Source organism: Micromonospora sp. NPDC047793, assembly GCF_040642635.1.
In the GTDB taxonomy this organism is placed as follows: Bacteria; Actinomycetota; Actinomycetes; order Mycobacteriales; family Micromonosporaceae; genus Micromonospora.
This window is the reverse complement of record NZ_JBEYSG010000002.1, coordinates 174320-191752: the sequence shown is the minus strand read 5'-3', so window position 1 is coordinate 191752 and position 17433 is coordinate 174320. Positions and strand designations below refer to the sequence as shown.

Annotated in this window: 27 protein-coding genes; all 27 read left to right on the top strand. The window is 71.2% G+C overall.

Annotation, left to right across the window (positions count from 1 at the left end):
- Positions 1-129: 129 nt before the first annotated feature.
- A complete protein-coding gene (locus tag ABZ738_RS05595; protein ID WP_357211313.1) occupies positions 130-438 on the top strand; it encodes a hypothetical protein in 309 nt (102 codons plus the stop codon).
- Positions 435-872 carry a hypothetical protein gene (locus ABZ738_RS05590; RefSeq protein WP_357211312.1) on the top strand — a complete coding sequence of 146 codons (438 nt, stop codon included), beginning with the start codon at positions 435-437 and terminating at the stop codon, positions 870-872. Before ABZ738_RS05595 ends, ABZ738_RS05590 begins: the two co-directional genes overlap by 4 nt.
- Positions 873-882: 10 nt before the next feature.
- The gene (locus ABZ738_RS05585; RefSeq protein ID WP_357211310.1) at positions 883-2115 is read left to right on the top strand and encodes a hypothetical protein; all 1233 of its coding nucleotides are present in this window, start codon (positions 883-885) and stop codon (positions 2113-2115) included.
- A 10-nt stretch (positions 2116-2125) separates the two neighbouring features.
- Complete coding sequence (locus ABZ738_RS05580; protein ID WP_357211308.1) at positions 2126-2785, top strand: hypothetical protein; 660 nt, start codon at positions 2126-2128, stop codon at positions 2783-2785.
- A 33-nt stretch (positions 2786-2818) separates the two neighbouring features.
- Positions 2819-3181, top strand: a complete 363-nt coding sequence (locus ABZ738_RS05575) for a hypothetical protein (protein WP_357211307.1) — start codon at positions 2819-2821, stop codon at positions 3179-3181.
- 59 nt (positions 3182-3240) lie between these two features.
- Positions 3241-3423, top strand: coding sequence for a hypothetical protein (locus ABZ738_RS05570; protein ID WP_357211305.1), 183 nt, complete (start codon positions 3241-3243; stop codon positions 3421-3423).
- A 70-nt stretch (positions 3424-3493) separates the two neighbouring features.
- A complete protein-coding gene (locus ABZ738_RS05565; protein WP_357211302.1) occupies positions 3494-3718 on the top strand; it encodes a hypothetical protein in 225 nt (74 codons plus the stop codon).
- 469 nt (positions 3719-4187) lie between these two features.
- Positions 4188-4487 carry a hypothetical protein gene (locus ABZ738_RS05560; protein ID WP_357211300.1) on the top strand — a complete coding sequence of 100 codons (300 nt, stop codon included), beginning with the start codon at positions 4188-4190 and terminating at the stop codon, positions 4485-4487.
- A gap of 168 nt (positions 4488-4655) precedes the next feature.
- Positions 4656-5087, top strand: a complete 432-nt coding sequence (locus tag ABZ738_RS05555) for a hypothetical protein (RefSeq protein WP_357211298.1) — start codon at positions 4656-4658, stop codon at positions 5085-5087.
- Positions 5088-5124: 37 nt separating this feature from the next.
- Positions 5125-6525: a hypothetical protein gene (locus ABZ738_RS05550; RefSeq protein ID WP_357211296.1), complete on the top strand. Its 1401-nt coding sequence runs from the start codon at positions 5125-5127 to the stop codon at positions 6523-6525.
- Positions 6522-6689 (top strand): hypothetical protein, encoded by a 168-nt coding sequence (locus tag ABZ738_RS05545; RefSeq protein ID WP_357211293.1) that lies wholly within the window; start codon positions 6522-6524, stop codon positions 6687-6689. Before ABZ738_RS05550 ends, ABZ738_RS05545 begins: the two co-directional genes overlap by 4 nt.
- The gene (locus ABZ738_RS05540) at positions 6686-8032 is read left to right on the top strand and encodes a phage portal protein (RefSeq protein WP_357211290.1); all 1347 of its coding nucleotides are present in this window, start codon (positions 6686-6688) and stop codon (positions 8030-8032) included. Before ABZ738_RS05545 ends, ABZ738_RS05540 begins: the two co-directional genes overlap by 4 nt.
- Positions 8010-8828 carry an HK97 family phage prohead protease gene (locus tag ABZ738_RS05535; RefSeq protein WP_357211288.1) on the top strand — a complete coding sequence of 273 codons (819 nt, stop codon included), beginning with the start codon at positions 8010-8012 and terminating at the stop codon, positions 8826-8828. Before ABZ738_RS05540 ends, ABZ738_RS05535 begins: the two co-directional genes overlap by 23 nt.
- Positions 8825-10270 (top strand): phage major capsid protein, encoded by a 1446-nt coding sequence (locus ABZ738_RS05530; RefSeq protein WP_357211286.1) that lies wholly within the window; start codon positions 8825-8827, stop codon positions 10268-10270. The genes ABZ738_RS05535 and ABZ738_RS05530 overlap by 4 nt, the downstream gene beginning before the upstream one ends.
- An 86-nt stretch (positions 10271-10356) precedes the next feature.
- Positions 10357-10602, top strand: coding sequence for a hypothetical protein (locus tag ABZ738_RS05525; protein WP_357211283.1), 246 nt, complete (start codon positions 10357-10359; stop codon positions 10600-10602).
- On the top strand, positions 10595-11323 hold the full coding sequence (locus ABZ738_RS05520) for a glycosyltransferase family A protein (RefSeq protein WP_357211281.1): 729 nt from the start codon (positions 10595-10597) through the stop codon (positions 11321-11323). The genes ABZ738_RS05525 and ABZ738_RS05520 overlap by 8 nt, the downstream gene beginning before the upstream one ends.
- Positions 11316-12077 carry a hypothetical protein gene (locus ABZ738_RS05515; protein ID WP_357211278.1) on the top strand — a complete coding sequence of 254 codons (762 nt, stop codon included), beginning with the start codon at positions 11316-11318 and terminating at the stop codon, positions 12075-12077. The genes ABZ738_RS05520 and ABZ738_RS05515 overlap by 8 nt, the downstream gene beginning before the upstream one ends.
- A complete protein-coding gene (locus tag ABZ738_RS05510) occupies positions 12034-12447 on the top strand; it encodes a hypothetical protein (RefSeq protein ID WP_357211275.1) in 414 nt (137 codons plus the stop codon). The genes ABZ738_RS05515 and ABZ738_RS05510 overlap by 44 nt, the downstream gene beginning before the upstream one ends.
- Positions 12448-12457: 10 nt before the next feature.
- The gene (locus ABZ738_RS05505) at positions 12458-13546 is read left to right on the top strand and encodes a hypothetical protein (protein ID WP_357211272.1); all 1089 of its coding nucleotides are present in this window, start codon (positions 12458-12460) and stop codon (positions 13544-13546) included.
- A complete protein-coding gene (locus ABZ738_RS05500) occupies positions 13539-14417 on the top strand; it encodes a hypothetical protein (protein WP_357211269.1) in 879 nt (292 codons plus the stop codon). Before ABZ738_RS05505 ends, ABZ738_RS05500 begins: the two co-directional genes overlap by 8 nt.
- Positions 14417-14839 carry a hypothetical protein gene (locus ABZ738_RS05495; RefSeq protein ID WP_357211266.1) on the top strand — a complete coding sequence of 141 codons (423 nt, stop codon included), beginning with the start codon at positions 14417-14419 and terminating at the stop codon, positions 14837-14839. The genes ABZ738_RS05500 and ABZ738_RS05495 overlap by 1 nt, the downstream gene beginning before the upstream one ends.
- A gap of 1 nt (position 14840) precedes the next feature.
- Positions 14841-15182 (top strand): hypothetical protein, encoded by a 342-nt coding sequence (locus ABZ738_RS05490; protein ID WP_357211264.1) that lies wholly within the window; start codon positions 14841-14843, stop codon positions 15180-15182.
- Between the two features lie 3 nt (positions 15183-15185).
- A complete protein-coding gene (locus tag ABZ738_RS05485; RefSeq protein WP_357211261.1) occupies positions 15186-15920 on the top strand; it encodes a hypothetical protein in 735 nt (244 codons plus the stop codon).
- Positions 15921-15933: 13 nt separating this feature from the next.
- Positions 15934-16347 (top strand): radical SAM protein, encoded by a 414-nt coding sequence (locus tag ABZ738_RS05480; RefSeq protein ID WP_357211260.1) that lies wholly within the window; start codon positions 15934-15936, stop codon positions 16345-16347.
- Between the two features lie 3 nt (positions 16348-16350).
- Entirely contained in the window at positions 16351-16863 is a 513-nt protein-coding gene (locus tag ABZ738_RS05475) for a hypothetical protein (protein ID WP_357211258.1), read from the top strand.
- A 3-nt stretch (positions 16864-16866) separates the two neighbouring features.
- Entirely contained in the window at positions 16867-17244 is a 378-nt protein-coding gene (locus ABZ738_RS05470) for a hypothetical protein (RefSeq protein ID WP_357211255.1), read from the top strand.
- A 17-nt stretch (positions 17245-17261) separates the two neighbouring features.
- The gene (locus tag ABZ738_RS05465; protein WP_357211252.1) at positions 17262-17432 is read left to right on the top strand and encodes a hypothetical protein; all 171 of its coding nucleotides are present in this window, start codon (positions 17262-17264) and stop codon (positions 17430-17432) included.
- The last annotated feature ends 1 nt before the right edge of the window (position 17433 follow it).

Sequence of the window (17433 nt, the reverse complement as noted above, 5' to 3'; positions counted from 1 at the left end):
CCCCCGCGCGCCCGCGAATGACGAAGCGACTACACAGCGTCACGGATTCGTGGGGCGGGCACACGCAGATGGCCGCCAGAAACCCGGCAAAGCCCTAAACCCCGCACCCCGCCCACCGAGGCCACCCCGATGACCCGACACCTCATCTCCACCACCGCCACCCCCGGCACCTGCCCCCGCTGCCGCCGACCCGTCATCACCGCCCTCGACGACGGCATCCCCGCCCGAGTCGACGCCACCCCACTCCCAGACCGCCAAGCCGAAATCGCCGCCCTACTCGAAGGCCGCTGGACCTACACACACACCACCAACCGACACCTCATCCACCGCGACGCCGCCCGAATCACCGCCAACACCCTCACCGGCACCATCCACGCCGAACACAAATGCACCGGCGCAATCCAACTCACCCTCGACGACCTGATCGGAAACCAATGAGCGCCAGCAAACGAAAAGGAACCGCCTGGGAAAGCGCGGTAACCGAATTCCTCCGCCAGCACGGAGTACCGCACGCCGAACGACGCACCCTCAACGGAGCCAAGGACCGAGGCGACATCGCCGGCATCCCCGGCGTCGTCATCGAATGCAAGAACGAGAAGACCGCCACCCTCGCCAGCTACGTCACCGAAGCCGAGACCGAGCGCGCCAACGACGGCGCCCGCATCGGCCTCGCCTGGGTGAAGCGACGCGGCAAGACCAGCCCCGGCGACGCCTACGTCCTCATGACCGGCGACAACCTCATCCGCCTCCTGGTCGACGCCGGCTACATCACCCCGCCGCCGATCGAGACCACCCCGACCCGCCCGCACCGCGACGAACCGGCCTTCGACCGGCCGATCGTCGACGTCCACCTGCCCGCCGACGCCGCCTGAGGAGCCCGCCATGACCACCGAGCAGACCACCAGCCGCGACGCCGTCCTCGCCGAGACGGCCCACCCCCAGCCCCACAGCTTCGCCGCCTACATGACGGCCGTCGAACGCGACCAGCTCGACGCCCGCGCCGCCCGCGCCGAGCAGGAGCGCGACGAGGCCCTCGCCACCCTCACCGACGTGTGGCACGCCCTCAACGCCAGCGGCGCGACCGGGCCCGCCACCGCCGCCGACCACATCACCCGCCTCGCCGCAGCCCGCGACGCCGCCCAAACCGACGCCGCGCAGTGGGGTGCACGCGCCGCCCAGCACGCCGAACACCGCAGCCTCACCCGCGCCAACATGGAGCTGACCGTCGAGGTAGCTCAACTTCGGCACGAGGTAACCCGACTCCAGCAGCAGCGTGACCGGCTGGTGACGGAAGCGGTGATCACAGCAGGCCGGGCCTGGCGAGCATCCCTCGCTGGCCTCATGGACGACACCACCCCGGAAGAAGACGCCCTCTGCGACGCCCTCGACACCTACGACGCCGCCGAAGAGACGTCGACCACCGACGCAGAAACGCCCGCCGTCCCCGAAGCCCGCGTCCTAGCCGCCATGGAGTCCCTCGGCTGGGAAGACGACCGCACCAACACCGCCCACCCCCGAGCCCTCTACGACACCGCAGAAGACGCCATCCGCGCCGCTGACGCCGTCGCCCCGGTTCCGCTCGCGCCCGCGCAGGAGCCGAACCTCGACGAGGCCGGGTACGAGATCGTCGCCCGCCAGTTGCACCACGGCGACCGCGGCCAGCTCGTGTCCGGGCATGTGGTCGCGTCGGCGGTCAGCGCCCGGATGACGCTCGGTGAGGCGCTCGACGAGCTGCGTCGCATCATCGGCCCGGCCGCCGACGAGCCGATCCGCCCCGCCGACTGGGAGCAGCAGGCCATCGACGCCGTCCAGGCCGCCCTCGCCGCCGCGTGGGGTCACCTCGCCGAGGACCCCGTCCACACCGAGCAGATCGCCATCACCGCCGTGCGCGCCGTCATCGACGCCGGCCTCGCCGGAGCCGGCGGACGCTGCCGCCAGTGCGGCGCCACCTACCCGCGCACCCTGCCCGCCGGACAGGATCCGCTCTGCTGGACGTGCGACACCGGCGACCAGTCCGACCCGGACCAGCCCGCGCGGGAGTCACACAACGCCACACAGGAGCACCACAGCGCGCCACAGAACACCGCGATCAGCACCGCCACCCGCACAGCCTGAGGGAGCACCGTTGACCCCGCACCATTGGCACGCCACCGCCGCCGCCTGGGCCCTGCACCAGGCGCGCGGCACCCTCACCCAGCACGCCACCGACGAGGCCGCCCAGAACGCCTCAGGTGGCCTCAGCGCCTACGACGGGCTCCGCTCCCCGGTCTGGGGCTCCCGACACGCCCTCGGTGGCCACAGCGACCCCGTGGGCACCCTCGTGCTCGCCTCCGGCATCACCGGCGGGCAGCGGGTCAACGAGGCGGCGACGCTGGCCGACGACATCACCCGCAGGCTCGCACTCCCCGCCGGTCACCTCCCCGGCGACGGCGACCCCCTCGACCGGATAACCGCCGCGATCCCCGGCATGCTGCCCGGCACCGCCGCCGCCCTCACCCGACTGCTCGTTCGTCTCGACGACCGGGTCCGCATGCACCTGCGCATCGGCCCGGCCCGCCGGCTGCTCACCGGGGTGGAATGCCCGGCCTGCCGGCACCGGCTCGTCTACGAGCAGACCCTCGGCCCCGCCGACGCCTGGACGGTGGTGTGTGCCGCCGACTGCCGCTGCACCGGTGTCGGCTGCCGGTGCGGGCAGCCCGGGGCGGTGGAGGGTGTGCCGCACATCTGGCCCAGGGCCGCCGTCATCGGCGCGGTCGCGGGGGCCACGCCGAGCCCGACCAACTGACCGACCCGCACCGACTGACCGAAGGAGAGCGCCATGCCCACGATCACCGCACCCGCGCCCTGGGACCTACCCACCGGCACCACGCCCCCGCTCGACATGCTCGGCACCTACTACGGCGTCCCGATCTCCGACATCGGCGAGGACGGCGACGTGATCGCCCTCGGCCACGTCGGCACGCACCGGATGGCCGCCGCGCTGCGTCGCCACGCCCGGGAGGTGTGGGGCGACGACATCGCCGACCCGATGCCGACGTCGCGCCGCAGCCTCACCGACATCACCGACGCCATCGCGCACGTCTGGATGGTCAACACGGTGGACGACCTGGACGAGTGGTGCCTGGAGCGCACCGAGCCGACCACGCCGGGCGCCTTCCCGGTCACCTACTGGACCGCCTGACCTGTTCCCGGCCCGGGGTGTGCACGCGCCCCGGGCCACCCCAACCGAGAGGACCGACCGTGAAGCTCCCCCCGCACTGGTGGATCAACGGGCCGAGCAAGCCCCGCGTCGCCTCCGAGCTACTCCGCAGGACGCACGTCCGGGGCGGCCACGCCTCGACGTACCGGCGGCTGTTCCGCATCGGCCCGTGGTCGTTCGCGGTGATCCGCTACCGGCCCGGCGACGACCCGACCGAGCGCTGATGCCACCAGAAGTGTCGTTCTGGGCCGGACCCGATACCGCTCATTAACCCGTCACCAGGAGGAGGCCCGAGTGATCACCATCGACGGACGCGAGTGGGGCACCCCCGCCGAACTCGCCGCAGCCCTCGGCGCAGACGTCACCGAGGCCATGGTCCGCCGCTGGCGCGACCGCAAGGGCCTCACCACCCGCGCCGGCTACAGCCCGCTCGACGAGACGGCCCGGATCGAACGGGCCACCCGACTCAACCCGCGAGGACGACCACGTCGGCTTGACGCAGGCCAGCCCGCAGCCTGATCATTTGTTCACACACCGCTACAGGCGGAGTGTGCCCACAGCCCGGTCGAGCCCCCCACGGCTCCCGGGCTGGCTGCGTTCTGGGACGAGGCGCAGGGGTGCGGGGAAGAGCGGGCGGGCCGGAAGTGGTGCTCCGGCCCGCCCGCACACCACGGTCACCTCAGCGACCCCGCCAACAGGCACCCCGCGCAGCACAGCGCGATCAAAATCGCAGGCGCCGCGATCCACAAGAAGATCGCCCACACACCCACCGCTGCCGCCTTGCTCGGCTGCTGCACATACACCACCGGTGGCGGCTGAGGCGGGTACTGGTGCGACGGACGAGGCTGCTGCTGGTGCGGGTCGTGAGGATGCATCCGGCCATCGTGGACACCCTCCGCAGTTGATCGGTACCACCGAACCGGCACACCCCGGGCCACCGAAGAGGGCACACCGAAACAGGGGGTGCAACAACAAGGGGGTGGGCATCTTGACCAGGGGCACCACCACACAGCGGGGCTACGGCTGGGCCCACCAGCAGGCACGGACCCGAGCCCTCCACCAGCTGCACGACGGCCAGCCCTGCCCACGCTGCGGCAAGCCGATGTATCGCAGCGAGGCCAAGCTGCTCGACCTCGACCACACCGACGACCGACGCACCTACCGTGGCCTGGCCCACCGCACATGCAACCGCAGCGCTGGTCAAGCCATCGCTCAGCAGCGCATGCGCACACGACGAGCTCAGCGCCAACGAACCACGAACGTCGTCGTCAACTCACGCAAGTGGTGACGGAGGGCGACGGTAGGGGGGTGGGGTCGTCACGGGCAGTGAGGCTCCCTGACCCTGCGCCTTCCGTCAGGCTTTTCTGTGTGCGGCAGATCGTGGAGGTGCCCGATGGCAGCTAGTGACGCTGAGCGGGCTCGGCGGTCGCGCAGGCACCGCAAGGGCGATCACTCGATGTGTGACCCGACACGGTGTGACGGCACGACGCCCGTCACGTCACAGTCACAGCCGTCGGCCCCGGATCGGCCCCGGCTGCGGTCGCGTGGCCGCCGACTGTGGGAGGACGAGGGTGGCGACACCCTGACCGGCGCCAACCGGGTGGTGCTCGAGGAAGCGTGCCGGCTCGTCGACCGGCTCGACCGGCTCGACGCGATCCTCAACGGCCGGGACCGGTCGTGGTTGTCGCTGGAGATGGGCGACGACGGTGAAGTCCAGGTGGTCGTCGACAAGGTGCTGTCGGAGTCTCGGCAGCAGCAGTTGGCGTTGAAGCAGCTCGCGGCGGAACTGCGGGCGGCCGGTGGTGCCGGGAAGCCTGCGACGGGAGGCGGGATCCTTGACGAGATCGCTGCTCGACGTAAGGCGCGGCTCGCAGACGCCTCGGGTTAGCTCGTTTCCGCAGGCCCAGCACAGTTCCGGTCCGGACGTGGCGGACCTGTGCGAGGTGGCGGGGCTGATGTTGGACCCGTGGCAGCGGTACGTGCTGGATCACGCCCTGGGCGAGCACCGGGATGGGAAGTGGGCAGCCCGCGAGGTGGCGGTGTGGGTGCCGCGCCAGAACGGCAAGGGCGCCATCATCGAGGCCCGCGTGCTCGCTGGCCTGTTCTACCTCGGCGAGAAGAAGATCCTCTGGTCGGCGCACGAGTACAAGACGGCGCAGGAGGGGTTCCTGCGGATCCGGGAGCTGATCCAGGCGGCGCCGGAGTTCAACCGGCTCGTCAAGCGGTACTGGGAGGGGTCCGGGGAGCAGGGCATCGAGCTGACGACCGGGCAGCGGCTGAAGTTCATCGCCCGGTCGCGGGGCTCGGGTCGCGGGTTCTCCGGCGACTGCATCATCCTGGACGAGGCGCAGGAGCTGAACCTGCTCCAGATGAAGGCCCTGTTCAGCACGATGAGCGCCAGGTCGATGCACGGCAATCCGCAGATCTGGTACCTGGGCACTCCACCGGAGGACCCGGCCGCATGGGTATACGGGATCCGGCAGGACGGCGAGGCTGGCAAGGACCGGCTGGCGTACTTCGACTGGGGCTTGGGTGAGGTCGACCCGACGGTCGGGGTGAAGCAGCAGCTAGCGGCGTATGCCGACCGGGAGTTGTGGTACCAGGCGAACCCGGGGTTGGGCATCCGCATCTCCGAGGAGTTCTGCGAGGACGAGCTGTCCCGGCTGCGGGAGGGCTTCGCTCCGGAGCGGCTGGGCATGTGGCTGCCGTACGCCGGCGGCGAGGCGGACGGCTGGCAGGTGATCGGCGAGACGCTGTGGTCGGACGCCGAGGATTCGACGTCCGAGCTCGAGGGCCGCCCGGCGTTCGGGGTGTACGTGCCACCGGACCGCTCGTACGCGGCGATCGGTATCGCTGGCGCCCGGGTGGGTGGTGGCCGGCATATCGAGGTGGCGGGCGACGGTGAGGTGCTCGACTACCGGCCGGGCGTCGCGTGGGTGATTCCGCGCCTGAAGGAGCTGGAGCGCAACGGGCCGTCGGTGGTGGTCATCGACGACAAGGCCCTGGCCGAGGAGGCGGAAGCGGCCGAACTGGTGGTGCATCGGGCCAACGTCGTGGACGTGGTGACGGGCTGCCAGCTGCTGTACGACGGCATCGCCGGTGAAGATCCGGCGGGTCGGGACATCACGCACATCGCCCAGGCCGAGCTGACCACTGCGGTGCGCGGCGCGGTGCGGCGCGACGTGGGCGGGTCGTGGGCCTGGGCGCGGCGGGACCTGGCGGTGGACGTGACGCCGCTGGCAGCCGTGTCCCTGGCTCTGTTCGGGCATTGCACGCCGCGGATCCATCGACCAGAGGAGGGAGACCCGTGGTTCTTCTTCGGATGAGGGTTGCCCGGCGGCTACAGACCGCACTGGTGGCGGGCGGATGCGCTGGCATCGCCGGTGGTGTCGCTGTGGTGGCGGGTGCTGGTTTTGGCCTGATCGTGCTCGGGGTCCTGTCGGTGGTGTACGGGCTGCTGTTGGTGGATGACGGTGGTGGTGGCGGGTGAACCTGCTGTCGAGGATCACTGCCCGGTCGCCGTCGACCCGCTCCGGCGGCATCCCGCTGAACCAGCTGCTGGGTCTGATCGGCTCGGATCCGTACACGCTGTTGCAGACGCAGGCGTCGTGGGGCACCGAGGAGCGGATGGAGACGTCCTTCACCGCTGCGGCCCAGCACGCGATGAAGCAGTCGGGTGTGGTGTGGGCGTCCCTGGCGGTGCGGGCGCAGCTGTTTTCCGAGGCGCGCCTGGCGTGGCAGAGCGTGACGCGTGGACGCCCGGACCGCCTGTTCGGTACCCCGGCGCTCGGCCTGTTCGAGCGGCCGTGGCCGCGAGGGACGACCCGGGATCTGCTGATCCGCATGATGCTCGACGCGGATCTGGCCGGGACGGGGTTGGTGGCGCGGCGCGGGCCGGACCGGTTGGCGCGGATGCGCCCGGACTGGTGCACGCTGGTGCTGGCCAGCCGTGACGAGCCGGTGGATGCGGCGGCGCCGCCACTGGACGCCGAGTTGTTCGGGGTGATCTACGAGCCGCCGGGTGGCCGCGTCGAGGTGGTGTTGGCGGACGAGGTGGCGGTGTTCGCGCCGATGCCGGACCCGATCGCCTGGTGGCGGGGCTCGTCGTGGCTGATCGCGATCCTGCGAGAGTTGCAGGCGGACTCGGCGGCGACGGAGCACCGGCTGGCGTTCTTCCGCAACGGTGCCACACCGAACATGGTCATCTCGTTCGAGCCGACGATGAAGATGGAGCAGGTCCGCCAGTTCAAGGAGCTGCTGGAGTCGGAGCATCGGTCGGCGGTGAACGCGTACAAGACGCTGTACTTGGCGGGCGCGAAGGCCACACCGGTCGGGTCGGACTTCAAGGCCCTCGACTTGCGGTCGATTTCCGGGCTGTCGGAGACGCGGGTCGCCGCGGCTGCGGGTGTGCACCCGGTGATCCTGGGCCTCTCGGAGGGCTTGCAGGGCAGCAGCTTGAACGCGGGCAACTACTCGCAGGTGCGGCGACGGCTCGCGGACATCACGCTGGCGCCGCTCTGGTCGGCGGCGGCGTCGGCGCTGGCGCCGCTGGTGACACCGCCTGCGGGGGCGAGGCTCTGGTACGACGTGCGCGATGTGCCGGCGCTGCGTGAGGACCGTAAGGACGTCGCGGAGATCCAGTTCCGGCAGGCGCAGGCGATGCGATCGCTGGTGGATGGCGGCTTCGAGCCGCAGTCGGTGATCGACGCGATCGAGTCTGAGGACATGTCGCTGCTGCGACACACCGGGAACCTGAGCGTGCAGTTGCAGCCGCCCGGCAGTGGTGCGGGTGACGGGAGCGGGAGTGGTGATGACGGATCTGACGCTGCCTGACCTGGACATCGTCCGCACCTGGCATCTGCCGGCGCGTGCCGACGAGGACCAGGCCGATGACGGCCGGCTGGCGACCATGGAGGTGCGGTTCTCCATGTTCGACGTCTGGTACGAGATCGATTCGTGGTGGGAGGGCCGGTTCTTGGAGCGGACCGCCCGTGGGTCCTTCAAGCGCACGATCGCAGCGCACAGGTCCCGCAAGACCGACTCCGCTGGCGTGAAGGTGCTGTTCAACCACGGCCACGACTTCCACATCGGCGACAAGCTGCTCGGCGGCATCGATTCACTGACCGAGGAGTCGGATTCGCCGCTGGGTGTGGTGGCACTCGATGACACCTCGTACAACCGTGACCTGCTGCCCGGCCTGCGCCGAGGCGGCTACGGGTCGAGCTTCATGTTCCGCGTGGTCAAGGACTCGTGGGACAACGAGCCGAAGGCGTCCGAGTACAACCCGGAGGGCCTGCCGGAGCGGACGATCCGCGAGGTCCGCCTGTTCGAGTTCGGGCCGGTCACCTGGCCGGCGAACCCGGACGCCACGTCTTCCCTGCGGTGCGTTGCCGGGACGGACGCCTACTACGCACAGCTTCGCAGCCGCGACCCGAAGCGGGTCGACGAGCTGCGCTCGCGCATCAGCGCATCCCGCACTCCCAACGGTGAGCCACCCGCCACTCCGGCACTGGCCGCCTCGGGACCCGCGTCCACAGCACCGACCGACCCGGCCAGGGGCCACTCGGGCGGCCTGACGCCAGGCGAGCGCCGCCGGCGTCTCTACCCGTTCCTGAAGGGGGACCAGTGAATCCGTTGGAGCAGCTGCGTGCCCGGCTCGGTGAGATCGAGTCGGAGATGCGCGGCATCGACAAGGCCGCCGGTGACAAGCCGTTCACCGACGAGCAGCAGGCCGAGTTCGACGAGCTGGACGAGGCCCGCAAGCTCGTCCTGGCCGACATCGAGGCCAGGGAGAAGCGTGAGTCGCGGATCCGGGAGATCGCCGAGCGCGGCTCGTCCGAGCCCGCCGACGGCAACCGCGGCGCCCCGGCGTTCGTCCGCAAGGACGACCCGTTCGCCGAGGACGTGCGGATCCTCGAGGAGGGCAAGGCGCACAGCCGGGCCCGCCGCGTGCTCGACGACAAGGAGCACAACAGCCACCTGCGCGACGACCAGAAGGTCCACCTGGAGAAGGTGCTGCGCACCCGCAACGGCGACCTCGACGGGGACCTGGTGGCGCGGCTGCTGCTGGCCACCCAGAACCCGCACTACCGGTCGGCGTTCCAGAAGGTGGCCGCGAGCGCGACCCCGGCGTTCACCGCCGAGGAGTCGCGGGCGATCGAGCAGGTGCGGCTCATCAAGCGGGCGATGTCCATCGGTGTCGACAGTGCGGGCGGCTTCGCCGTGCCGGTGCTGATCGACCCGACGATCATCATGACCGCGCAGGGGTCGCCGAACGACATCCTGCGGCTGGCCCGGGTGGAGACGATCACCAACGACACGTGGCGTGGCCTGTCCTCGGCCGGCGTGTCGTGGTCGTTCAAGACCGAGGCGGCGGCGGCGACCGACGACTCCCCGAGCGTCGCGCAGCCGGAGGTGCCCACCAGGCGGGCCGACGGCTTCATTCCGTTCTCCATCGAGGTCGGCATGGACTGGCCCGGCTTCGCCGAGCAGATGTCGATGCTCCTCGCCGAGGGCTACGACGAACTGCTGGCCGAGAAGCTCACCACGGGCACGTCGGGGTCCAACGAGCCCAACGGCCTGATCTCCAGCCTCGCCGCGGTGAGCGCGGTGAAGCGGGAGGTGGCGTCGGCGGGCGTGATCGCCGCTTCCGACGTCTACGCGACGTGGGATGCGCTGCCGCAGCGGTTCCGTCGGGCGCAGAACTGCGCGTGGATGTCCTCGACGGACGTGCAGAACAGCATCCGGCAGCTGGGCACCGTGGATCCGAACTTCACGGTGAACATCACCCAGGAGGCCATCCCCCGTCTGTTCGGCCGCGAGTACCCGATGAACGACTTCATGGCCAACGACCCGGCGGGCACCGGCACTCAGCCGCTGCTCGTGGTCGGTGACTTCCGCGGCTACGTGGTGGCGCAGCGGGCCGGCATGACCGTCGAGTTCATCCCGATGCTGTTCGACGTCACCAACAACCGTCCGACCGGGCAGCGCGGCTGGTTCGCGTGGGCGCGGGTCGGCGGCGGAGTCGTCAACCAGGCCGGGTTCCGGCTGCTCACCAACCGCAGCGCCTGACGGCGGCGGTTCCACCTTCTCCGGGCGGCGGTGTCCTGCGTCGATGCCGCCGCCCGGATCACCCTCCGGACGCAGAGGAGAAGATCGTGAAGTACGCGAAGGTTTCAGGGCTGGTCCGCTGGTCGGGCGGCTCGACGGTCCTGTCGGCTGGCGTGACGACCGCCGACGACGACCACCCGCTGGTGCTGGAGCGGCCGGACCTGTTCACCGACGAGACGCCGGCCGCGCACCTGTCGGTGCCGCGTAAGGCCCCCGAGCTGGCCCCCGAGGCGGCGCCGGTGGAGCGGGCGACGCGGGCGCCGGGCGAGAAGCGGCAGACCCGCCGTGGGTGACGGTCTCGTCCAGGTCGCCTACCTCCACGCGCACGAGGTCAGCCATTCGTGGCACGAGAGCATGATGCGACTGGTCGCTCACGATGCCGCCCACGAAGGGCGCATCGTCGGCACCGGCGGCCCGTTCATGATCCGCTGCGACTCGGGTGGGCTGGTCGAGTCCCGCAACCTGGCTGTCCGCCGCTGGTTGGACGAAACCGAGCACGAGTGGCTGTGGTTCATCGACACCGACATGGGTTTCCTGCCGGACACCGTGGACCGGCTGGTGGACGCCGCCGACCCGGTCGACCGTCCGGTGGTGGGGGCGCTCTGCTTCGGGCTGCGAGAGGTCGCCTACGACGGGTTCGGTGGGCGGCGGGTGACCCCCGTACCGACGATCCTGATGCCGGCGGTCACCCCGGCCGGGCACCACGGCTTCCAGGTGCAGTGGCGGTTCCCGGAGGACACCCTGCTGCGGGTGGCCGGCACGGGTGCGGCGTGCATCCTGATCCACCGGACGGTGGCGGAGAAGCTGCGCGCGGAGCACGGCGACCGGTGGTTCGACCAGTCGCGGTACGGGGACGGGCAGATGGTGTCGGAGGATCTGTCGTTCTGCGCCCGGGTGGGGTCGGCCGGCTTCCCGGTGCACGTGCACACGGGGGTCAAGACGACGCACCACAAGCAGGTGTGGATCTCGGACCTGGACTACGTGCAGCCGGATGTCGAGCCGGGTCATGGCTGACCTGCTGGTGATCGTGCCGTCCCGGGGTCGGCCGGAGTCGGTGGCCAGGCTCGTCGAGGCGTGGCAAGCCACGGGGGCCTATGACGACGGCGCTGAGCTGATGTTCGCGGTCGACGCGGATGACCCGACGTACCCGGCCTACATGGCCGAGATCGGCCGGTGCAGGCCGGGAGCGCTGGGCACATTCACGGCCCGTGAGTGGGTACCGATGGTGCACAAACTCAACGCAGCGGTGGTCGACGTTCTGGCGGCGGTGCCGGGCCTGCCCGCGCTGGGGTTCGCCGGCGACGACCACCTGCCGCGCACGCCCGGCTGGGCTCGGAGGTACCTCGACGAGATGCGCCAGATGGGCACTGGCATCGTCTACGGCGACGACCGGATCCAGGGCGCGCGTCTCCCCACCCAGTGGGCGACGACCAGCGACATCGTGCGCACTCTGGGCCGCATGGTGCCCGCCGACGTCGAGCACCTGTACTGCGACGACGCGATCGCCGACCTGGGTCGGGCCGCCAGATGCCTGCGGTATCTGCCGGATGTGGTCATCGAGCACGTGCATCCGCTCGCCGGCCGCGCCGCCTGGGACGACCAGTATCGGCGCGTCAATCATCCGGGGCAGTACGCCCGCGACCGGGCCGCGTACGAGCGGTGGCGGGTGGAGCGGATGCCCGACGACGTGGCCGCGGTGAAGGCACTCAGCGAGAGGAGCGGGTGTGGCGACCAGAATTTCCACGGCAGCCCGGTCGGCAGCGGCTGACGCGATCGCCGGACTTCTCGACGCGGGGTCGGGCGCGGGCACGATCAAGGTGTACTCCGGCTCGCAGCCGGCTACAGCGAACGACGCCGAGTCGGGCACGCTGCTGGTCGAATTCGAGTTGGCGGATCCGGCGTTTGGTGCGGCCAGCTCGGGCGTGGCGTCGCTGGCGGGTACGCCGCTGTCGGCGGTCGGCGCGGCGGCAGGAACTGCCGGGTGGTTCCGGGCTGAGGATTCGACCGGCGCGAACGTGCTGGACGGCTCCGTGACCGCGACCGGCGGCGGCGGGGACCTGGAGCTGTCGACCACCACGGTGTCGATCGGCCTGACGGTGGAGCTGACGTCCGGCACGGTGGCGATGCCCGCCAGCTAGGGGGTGCGACGTGGCGACCCTGACCAACTCGTTCGAGGGCGGGACGGCCGGCGACACCATCACCACCGGCAACAGCGGCGGATCGTCCGGCGACGCGTGGACGCTGACCGGCGACACCGCTGGCGGGTCGTGCACGTACTCGGCGACCGGTCCGTCGCACGGCTCCCGCTGCATGGCGGTGACGTTGGGCGCGACGGGCGGCGCGGTGCGGCGCGGATGGTCGGTGAACGCGGCCGACTCGACCACCTCGCAGTGGCTGCGTCTGTACGTCGACCCCGGGTCGGTGTCGGGTACGACCAGCCCGGCGCGGGGCATGAACGTCGGGTCTGGTGCGCAGCGCTGGCGGTTGCAGGTGACGGCGGCGGGTGTGGTGTCGCTGCACAACAACACCAACGGCGCCGTCTGGTCGTCGACGGCGCTGTCGGCGGGCCAGCAGTGGCGTGTGGAGGTGATGGTCGGCGGCACCACGTCGTCGACCGGCCGGGTCTGGGTCTACGCCGGTGACGCCACGACGCCGTCGCAGGACTCGGGCGATCTGAGCGCGGTCAACTTCGGCGGTCCGACCAGGGAGATCTGGTACGGACAGACGAACAGCGCGGCCAACATCGCGCTGCGACTCGACGAGGTCGGATGGTCGGACACCGCGCCGCTCGGGCCGGCGACGTCACCGACGACCTCCGGGGCGCTGGCCGCGTCTCTGCCGCCGCTGTCAGTGGCCGCCGCCGGGTCGGCCCGCTCGTCGGGTGCGACCACCGTGCTGCTGCCGGGCCTGTCGGCTGCTCTGACGGGTGCGGCGCGGGCGCCGGGGGCGGCCTCGGTGTCGCTGCCTGCCGCGTCGGTCGCCCTGGTCGGTGGCGCGTCTTCGGCGGGTGTGCTGGCGGCTGGCCTGCCTGCCGTCTCGGTGTGGGCCGTCGGGTCGGCGCGGGCTGCCGGACTGGTCGCAGCCGACCTGCTGCCCATGGTGGCGGCGATCGCGGGCAGGTCAGCCGATACGGGGCCAGCCAAGGCCCAATCAGCGTCCGACGTCGCCGGGCGGCGGCGCAGTGCGGCAGTGGTGTCCGCCGGGCATGCATCACGATCGGAGGTGACCCGTGGCTGAGGTGTTCTTCGCCGATGCCGCCGAGCTGGCGACCGTCAGCAACCTGTTCACGGTCGACGGCACGCCGGCGGACCCGACGACGGTCAGCCTGGTCATCACCGACCCGACCGGTACGGCGACGACCCACGGCGTCGGCGACCTGACGAGGACCGGCACCGGCGCGTACCGCCTCGACGTGCCGTGCACCACGCCGGGCGTGTGGACGTACGTGTGGATCGGCACCGGCACCGCGTCTGACGTCGCGGCCGGCACGTGGACGGTCCAGGCGGCGAACCTCGGCCAGCTCTACTGCACGCCCGAGGAGCTGAAGAGCCGGGTCAGCATCAACGACAGCATGTCGGACCTGGAGATCCTCGGGGCCGTCACTGCGGTGAGCAGGTGGATCGAGGACCACTGCGAGCGGGTGTTCTACCGGCGGACCGCGACGCGCACCTACGACGCGACCGGCCCGCTGCGCCTGGCGGTGCACGATCTGGTGGAGGTGACGGCACTGGCCACCGACGACGCCGGGTCGGGCGTCTACGGCACGCCGTGGGCGCCGGGCGACTTCCAGGTGCTGCGTAGCCCGCTGACGCTGCGGCCCGAGGAGTCGCCGTTCACCGCGATCAAGGCGGTCGGTGGCCGTTCCTTCCCGGTATGTACGTCGGGCCGGGAGCAGCGGATCCAGGTGACCGGGGTGTTCGGGTGGCCGGTGGTGCCGGAGCCTGTGCGGCAGGCTGCGGCGATCTGGGCGACCGACCTGCTGAAGCTCGGGACGATGGCGTTCGGGATCGCGGGCTACGGCGAGTACGGCGCGGTCCGGGCGCGGCCGAACCCGATCGTGGAGGCGCTGCTGGGCGCCTACCAGCGCATGCCGGTCAAGGTGGCGTGATGGCCGCCGACCTCGCCGCCATCATGGAGGCCCTCGGCAAGCGGCTGGACACGGTCGACGAGCTGCGCGGATTCGGGTACGCCCCGGACGGCCTGCCGGTGCCGTGCGCGTTCCCCCTCGTCCCGGCGATCCCCTCGTACCAACTGGCGATGAAACGCGGCACCTACCAACTCTCCTTCTCGGTGGTGGTGCTGGTGAGCGCGCAGCTCGACCGGATCGGCCAGCCGGCGCTGGCCCGGTTCGCGAACCCGACTGGCCCCCGGTCGATCCGGGCCGCGCTGTCGGACGGTGACCGGACTCTCGGCGGCCTCGTCCACGACTTGGTCGTGGATTCGTTCGACCCGGAAGGGCTGGAGCCGGTCGGCTACGGCAGCTACTACGGCGGCGTGTTCGGCGTCCGTGTCTACGCATCGGGAGCGTGAGATGAACATCAAGACCTGCAAGCCGGCCGCTGGTGGCGACTGCTACGAGCCGGCGGTGGGCACCGGCAAGCGGCCGATCCTGCACTGCCGACCCCACTACCTGGAGGCCATCGCCGACGAGATCGTGCGCGCCGAGGTGATCGGTGACGTCGAGATCACGGACGTGCGGACGGGCAAGTCGGTCGGCCGGGGCGGTGTGGTCGAGCTGGATCCGGTGGAGACGGCGGTCGTGCAGCTGGTGTACGCGCGGCACATCAGGGTGCTGCCGAAGCCCGTGCCGGAGCCGGCCCCGCTGGCGGTCGACGACGCCCCCGCCGCGAAGCCGGGCCGGAAGGCGGGCTGACCGGTGGAGACGTTCGCCGCGAACAACATCACGACGTGGTTCGGCGGCTACGACATGACCACCGACCTGTCGCAGACCACCATGCCGCTGGAGCGGGAGGCGTTGGACTCGACGGTGTTCGGGCCGGTCGGGCAGCGCACCGCCCGTTCCCGCAAGGCCGGGCTGGAGGACGCGTCGAGTCAGGTGGCCGGGTTCTGGCAGGCCGACGAGGGCCTGGACGAGACCGTGTTCGCCGCGCTGGGCGGGGTGCAGGTCATCACGCACTCGCACGACGGCGCCGAGGGCAGCCCGGCGTACTCCTACCGGGCGTCGACGTTCTCGTACCAGCTGTTCGGTGATGTCGGCCAGTTGGTGCCATTCAGCCTCACCGCGCAGGGCGCGAAGGGCAACGGCAACCCCGGAGTGATCCGGGGCGTCGTGCTGAAGACGCTCGGCGAGGTCGATGCGACCGGCGCGGCCGGCACGCCGTTCGAGCTGGGCGAGGTGGCCAGCGGCCAGCACCTGTACGCGGCGCTGCACGTCACCGATCCGGGCACCACGATCACCGCCGTGCTCGAAAGCGACGAAGACGACGACTTCGCCAGCGCGACGACGCGGGCCACGTTCGGCCCGATCACCGTGGCGGGCGGCTACTGGGCGACCCGGGTAGCCGGGCCGATCACCGACGAGTGGTACCGGCTGCGGGTCACCGCGCTGACCGGCACCGCCGACATCGCCTGCGTCGCGGGCATCAAGTAGAGGAGGGGCGAGGATGGGAACCTTCGCACTGGTCGATGCCCGAGTCGAAGTGAACAGCGTCGACCTGTCGGGCTGGGTCACCTCGGTGACACTGCCGGTGGAGCTGGAGGCGCTGGAGAACACGGCGATGGGCCAGGTGGCCCGCACCCGGCAGGCTGGCCTCCAGGACTCGACGCTGGGGATCAACTTCAACGACGACTTCGCCGCGTCGGCGGTCGACGCGACGCTCTGGGCGGCGTTCGGGACCGTCGTGGTGGTGAAGGTCCGCCCCACGTCGGGGTCGATCAGCGCCACCAACCCGGAGTACGTCGCCAGCTACCTGGTGAACCAGCACAACCCGTTCGGGAACTCGGTGGGCGAGCTGGCGACGCGTCAGGTGTCGTGGCCGCTGTCCGACCCGGACGGCGTCGCGCGCAATACCGCGTGACCGGTGGGTTTCCAGCTCACCGTCACCGGTGGTGCGGACCTGACCGCCGTGCGCCGGCAGCTGCGGGCGGCCGGTGACCGTCGCCTCTCGCAGCAGATGGCGCGGGCCTTGCAGCGGGCCGCGAAGCCGCTCCAACCGGCCGTGAAGGCGTCCGCCCTGGCGGTGCTGCCGTCGGGGTACGGGCCGCTGATGTCCAGGTCGGTGCGGGTGCGGGCGGCGGCGCGGGAGCAGCGTGGCGCGGCGTCGGTGCACCTGACGGTCACCGCCCGGGGCGCGGTGGAGAAGCGGGATGTGAACCGGATCAACGCCGGGGTGTTGCGGCACCCGGTGTTCGGGCGTACTCGCCGGTTGCGGCGTCACGCCCAGCACCGGGCGACGTCGCAGGCGAATCCGTGGGTGGCGCAGCGGGTGCGGCGCGGCTTCGTGGACCGGCCCGCTGACCGGCTGGGCCCGGACGTGGCACGCGAGATGCAGACCGTCGTCGACTGGGTCGCCGACACGATCACGAAGGGCTGAGAGATGGCGCGAGTACTGCCGCCGATCAAGTTCCGGTTTGCCGAGGCGGACCGGGAGAAGTACGGCGACGCCTGGCACGTATTCGACGAGACGGAGCTTCATGGGCTGCGCGCCCGGGAGCTGATGATCCTCGACGCGGAGCTGCGCGCCGAGCTGGGCCTGAACGTGATCACCTCACTGGAGAGCTTCCTGCGCGGCGACAACGCCGGGGCGCTGGCGGTGATGTGGCTGGCTCGCCGACTGTCCGGCGAGGTGGACAAGCTGGCCGACTTCGACCCGCTGCCGATGCTCGCCGAGATCGTCACGGTGGAGCCGGAGGTCGATGCCGACCCCCCGGCCATGACCTCCTCCGAATCGCCTGCGGCGACCCCGGAGGAGTAGCGGCCCTGCTCGACACGGTGGGGCCGATTCTCAGCCGGCACTACGTGGCCTGCTCGCCGCAGGCGCAGCGGGAGATGACGCTGCGGGAGATCCAGGCGCACCTGGACGCTCTCGCCCCGGCCGAGGCGGCCCCGGTGGATGAGCGTGAGGCGCGGATGCGGCAGCACCCGGCACTGCGACGGAGGTAGC